Raw genomic sequence first — 4,465 nt, 5'->3', positions numbered from 1 at the left:
CCAAGCCTACCTCACCACTTCTCAGTGGGAGACCTTTGGTTTGACCTTGATGGAAGCTATTGGTTCCGGTCTACCCCTAATTGGTTTTGATGTGCCTTATGGCAATCAGACCTTTATAGAAGATGGGCAAAATGGTTATTTGATTCCAAGTTCATCTGACCATGTAGAAGACCAAATCAAGCAAGCTTACGCAGCTAAGATTTGTCAACTGTATCAAGAAAATCGTTTGGAATCTATGCGTGACCATTCTTATCAAATTGCAGAAGGCTTCTTAACCAAAGAAATTTTAGAAAAGTGGAAGAAAACAGTAGAGGAGGTGCTCCATGATTGAACTTTATGATCGTTACAGTCAAGAAAGTCGAGATTTACATGAAAGTCTCATGGCTACCGGTCTTTCTCAACTTGGAGTGGTCATCGATGCAGATGGTTTTCTGCCTGATGGTCTGGTATCTCCATTTACTTATTATCTAGGCTATGAAAAGGGAAAACCCCTTTATTTTAACCAAGTTCCTGTTCCAGCTTTTTGGGAAATTTCAGGAAATAATCAGTCGGCTCGTATTGAAGATATGACACAGGAGAGAGCCGTCATTCATTATGCTGATGGAATGCAGGCTCGCTTGGTTAAACAGGTAGATTGGAAAGACTTGGAAGGTCGAGTCCGTCAAGTTGATCATTATAATCGCTTTGGAGCTTGCTTTGCTACAACGACCTATAGTGCTGATAGTGATCCGATCATGACGGTTTACCAAGATGTCAATGGTCAGGAGGTGTTGCTTGAAAACCATGTGACAGGTGATATCTTATTGACTTTACCTGGTCAGTCTATTCGTTATTTTGCTAATAAGGTTGAATTTATTACCTTCTTTTTGCAAGATTTGGAAATAGATACAAGTCAGCTTATCTTTAATACCTTAGCGACTCCTTTCTTGGTTTCCTTCCATCATCCAGATAAATCTGGCTCAGATGTTTTGGTTTGGCAGGAACCTCTCTATGATTCTATCCCAGGTAATATGCAGTTGATTTTGGAAAGTGATGCTGTGCGTACTAAGAAGATTATCATTCCAAACAAGGCGACTTATGAGCGCGCTTTAGAGTTGACTGACGAGAAATACCATGATCAGTTTGTGCACTTGGGTTACCATTACCAGTTTAAACGTGATAATTTCCTAAGACGAGATGCCTTAATCTTGACCAATTCCGATCAGATTGAGCAAGTAGAAGCAATCGTAGAAGCCTTGCCTGATGTTACTTTCCGCATTGCAGCGGTGACAGAGATGTCTTCTAAGCTTTTAGACATGCTTCGCTATCCTAATGTGGTCCTTTATCAGAACGCTAGTCCACAGAAGATTCAGGAGTTGTATCAACTGTCGGATATTTATTTGGATATCAATCACAGCAATGAGTTGTTGCAGGCAGTGCGTCAGGCCTTTGAGCACAATCTCTTGATTCTTGGATTTAACCAAACGGTACACAATAGACTCTATATCGCTCCTGATCATCTATTTGAAAGTAGTGAAGTTTCTGCTTTGGTTGAGACCATTAAACTGGCCCTTTCAGATGTTGATCAAATGCGTCAGGCACTTGGAAAGCAAGGCCAACATGCAAATTATGTTGACTTGGTACGATATCAGGAAACCATGCAAACCGTTTTAGGAGGCTAACATGTCAGATGAAGATTTATTTTACAAAGACGTTGAAGGCCGTATGGAAGAGTTGAAACAAAAACCGATCAAGAAAGAAAAAGAAACCCGAGGGGAAAAGATTAGTAAAACTTTTTCACTCATCTTGGGTTTAATGATTCTGATTGGTTTACTCTTTACTTTGCTGGGAATTTTGAGGTAGGCCTATGATTGACATACTGATTGTTTTAGCTATTGTCCTATCTCTTGCTTTAATTGTACTGGTAACCATACAACCCCGTCAAAATCAACTATTTTCAATGGATGCGACTAGTAATATTGGTAAACCAAGCTACTGGCAGAGCAACACCTTGGTCAAGGTGCTCACCTTATTGGTGAGTTTGGCCTTATTCGTTTTACTATTAACCTTTATGGTGATAACTTATAAATAAAAGAAAACTTCAGATATTCACTTTTTGTGATTTGTCTAAAGTTTTCTTTTTTACTGTCCATATTTTTGGTAAAAATCAACTTTTACTTGGATGAAGGTTTTGGCTTCACGTAGGAGTTGGAGGAGCGTGGCGCGGGTTTCAAATTCTTCTCTTGTCTTGGGTAGACTGCGGTTCCGAAAGACTTCTAGATAGCGTTCAATTTCATCTAGCAAATCAGAAGCAGGATTGGTCTGGCTCAGTTGCCCTGCAATTTTTGAAAAGAGTTGGGCCAAAATCAGGCTCTCACTGGCAGCTAGGTGACAGGTGTTGATTTGCTGGGCCATATTTCGCAGGATACGACTTTGTCGCTGTCTCATTTCAAAATAGTGGATATGGTAGTCGGTCTGGTGAAAGAGGTGGTCTGAGTGATCTAGATAGACCAGTTTGAGGGCTTCTTCCAAAAGAGTGTCTAATTCTTCTATCAGCTGTGCTCGGTTACGTCCATCCCCTCTGGATAAATAATATTTAAAGCGCTGGAGAATATCTTTTAATTTTTCTTCTACCAATGTGTGGTAGTGCTGGATTTCCTCTTCTCGTGAAGGCATGTAGAGATTGACCAGTAAGGCAAATCCTGTACCGATAGCAAAGAGAAGGAATTCATTGACTAGAAGGTCTGGTGAGGTTGATTCTTGCACCAAGAGATGGCTAACCAAAACCGTGCTTGGTGTGATGCCAATTTCCCAGCCCATCTTGTAGGCTAGAGGCACATAGAGGGCCAGATAGAGGCCAAGGCTCCAGATATGAAATCCGCTCAAGTGAAAAACCAAAACCCCGATAACCAGAGCCAGAAGCATGGAAAAGAGCCGATTGCGGGCCAGTTTTAAGGTACTTCTACGCGTATCAGATAGGCTCAGGAGAGCGATAATTCCGGCCGAAACTGCTGACGAAAGATTGAGAAAATAAGCAAGAAGGCAGGCAAGACAGGTAGCTAAGATGAGCTTGGCAGTACGTTGGCTAATAGACATAAGAATTTCCTAATAAGTTAGAATAAAAGCGTAAAAGACAAGACCCGAGAGGCTTGCCTTTATGAGTTATTTTTTACGGGCTGCTGCGTATTCGGCAACGGCGGTAAAGAGGACATCTGTAGAAGAGTTAAGGGCTGTTTCACATGAGTCTTGGATGACACCAATCACAAATCCAACACCGACAACTTGCATGGCAATATCGTTAGAAATACCGAAAAGGCTACAAGCAACTGGGATAAGAAGGAGGGAACCTCCCGCAATACCAGAAGCACCACAGGCTGAGATAGCTGCTACTACACTGAGGACAAAGGCTGTCGCAAAGTCAACAGGGATTCCAAGAGTATTTACTGCAGCAAGGGTCAAAACGTTAATGGTAATCGCTGCCCCGGCCATGTTGATAGTAGAACCAAGTGGGATAGAAACAGAATAGGTATCTGGATCCAGTCCGAGGTCGTGGCAAAGTTTCATGTTGACGGGTATGTTAGCCGCAGAACTACGAGTAAAGAAGGCTGTCACACCACTGACACGTAAACATTTCCAAACGAGGGGATAAGGGTTTCTCTTCATAAAGAGGAAGGCAATCAATGGATTGACTACTAAGGCCACAAAGAACATAGTTGTCACCAAGAGGGCAAGCAAAATTCCGTAGTTGGCTAGGCTTCCGATTCCCTTATCAGAGATGGTTTTGAAGACAAGACCAAGGATACCAAATGGAGCTAGGTTGATGATCCATTCGACAATCTTAGAAGTCACATCAGCCATAGTTTTCAGCAATTCTTTACTGTTTTTGCTGGCTTCTCTCATGGCAATCCCGAAAATAACTGCCCAAGATAGGATACCGATGTAGTTGGCAGTAATGAGGGCATTGACTGGATTGTCAACTAGTTTGAGCAAGAGGTTGCTGAGGACCTGTCCAATCCCATCTGGTGGAGTAATATCGGTATTAGCACTATTTAGGGTAATTTCAACAGGTACGATGAAACTTGCTAGTACAGCGATAAGGGCAGCCGCAAAGGTTCCCACCAAGTAAAGGAAGATAACGGTTTTCATATTGCTATCTTGCCCCTTTTGATGTTGGGAAAGGGCATTGGCAACGAGGGCAAAAACCAGAATCGGTGCGATGGCTTTGAGGCCACCAACAAAGAGATCTCCTAGAAGGCCAATTCCTGAAATGTTAGGAAGTGTCAGTCCTAGGGTTCCTCCAATAAGCATACCAATCAAAATTCGTTTGATTAGGCTTGCCTTATTCCAAGCATGAATGAATTTTTTCATAACAATCTCCTTTGTTGTGTAATGTTTATGATTATAGTATAAATATGAACTAAAATCAAGAATTTTCTGTCTATTTTTGAAATTATTTTTGAATATTTATGGAGAATGACACTTTATG

The 4,465-nt window shown here is 41.6% G+C and carries 6 protein-coding genes; 4 read left to right on the top strand and 2 right to left on the bottom strand.

From position 1 onward, the window contains the following. The 4 genes from QZ359_RS03935 to QZ359_RS03920 all read left to right on the top strand — a co-directional run. On the top strand, positions 1 to 331 hold a 331-nt coding region (locus QZ359_RS03935), incomplete at its 5' end, for a glycosyltransferase (RefSeq protein WP_293960687.1). Next, entirely contained in the window at positions 324 to 1,661 is a 1,338-nt protein-coding gene (gtfB, locus tag QZ359_RS03930) for an accessory Sec system glycosylation chaperone GtfB (protein ID WP_293960684.1), read from the top strand. The genes QZ359_RS03935 and gtfB, both read left to right, overlap by 8 nt. Position 1,662: 1 nt before the next feature. Next, on the top strand, positions 1,663 to 1,842 hold the full coding sequence (gene asp4 / locus QZ359_RS03925; protein WP_001278707.1) for an accessory secretory system protein Asp4: 180 nt from the start codon (positions 1,663 to 1,665) through the stop codon (positions 1,840 to 1,842). A 4-nt stretch (positions 1,843 to 1,846) separates the two neighbouring features. Beyond that, entirely contained in the window at positions 1,847 to 2,071 is a 225-nt protein-coding gene (locus tag QZ359_RS03920; RefSeq protein ID WP_000565445.1) for an accessory secretory protein Asp5, read from the top strand. A gap of 50 nt (positions 2,072 to 2,121) precedes the next feature. On the opposite strand, the gene QZ359_RS03915 is transcribed toward QZ359_RS03920, so the two are convergent. Next, on the bottom strand, positions 2,122 to 3,075 hold the full coding sequence (locus tag QZ359_RS03915; protein ID WP_293960673.1) for an aromatic acid exporter family protein: 954 nt from the start codon (positions 3,073 to 3,075) through the stop codon (positions 2,122 to 2,124). Between the two features lie 66 nt (positions 3,076 to 3,141). Further along, positions 3,142 to 4,347, bottom strand: a complete 1,206-nt coding sequence (gene sstT, locus QZ359_RS03910; RefSeq protein WP_293960670.1) for a serine/threonine transporter SstT — start codon at positions 4,345 to 4,347, stop codon at positions 3,142 to 3,144. Positions 4,348 to 4,465 lie beyond the last annotated feature (118 nt).

It is taken from the genome of Streptococcus sp. (assembly GCF_019414905.1).
In the GTDB taxonomy this organism is placed as follows: domain Bacteria; phylum Bacillota; class Bacilli; order Lactobacillales; family Streptococcaceae; genus Streptococcus.
The sequence above is the reverse complement of the archived record's forward strand: the minus strand, read 5'-3'. Positions and strand labels throughout refer to the sequence as shown.

Coding starts and splice junctions, on each gene's coding strand:
- gtfB (WP_293960684.1), top strand. CDS start 324: ATGATTGAACTTTATGATCGTTACAGTCAAGAAAGTCGAGATTTACAT.
- asp4 (WP_001278707.1), top strand. CDS start 1,663: ATGTCAGATGAAGATTTATTTTACAAAGACGTTGAAGGCCGTATGGAA.
- QZ359_RS03920 (WP_000565445.1), top strand. CDS start 1,847: ATGATTGACATACTGATTGTTTTAGCTATTGTCCTATCTCTTGCTTTA.
- QZ359_RS03915 (WP_293960673.1), bottom strand. CDS start 3,075: ATGTCTATTAGCCAACGTACTGCCAAGCTCATCTTAGCTACCTGTCTT.
- sstT (WP_293960670.1), bottom strand. CDS start 4,347: ATGAAAAAATTCATTCATGCTTGGAATAAGGCAAGCCTAATCAAACGA.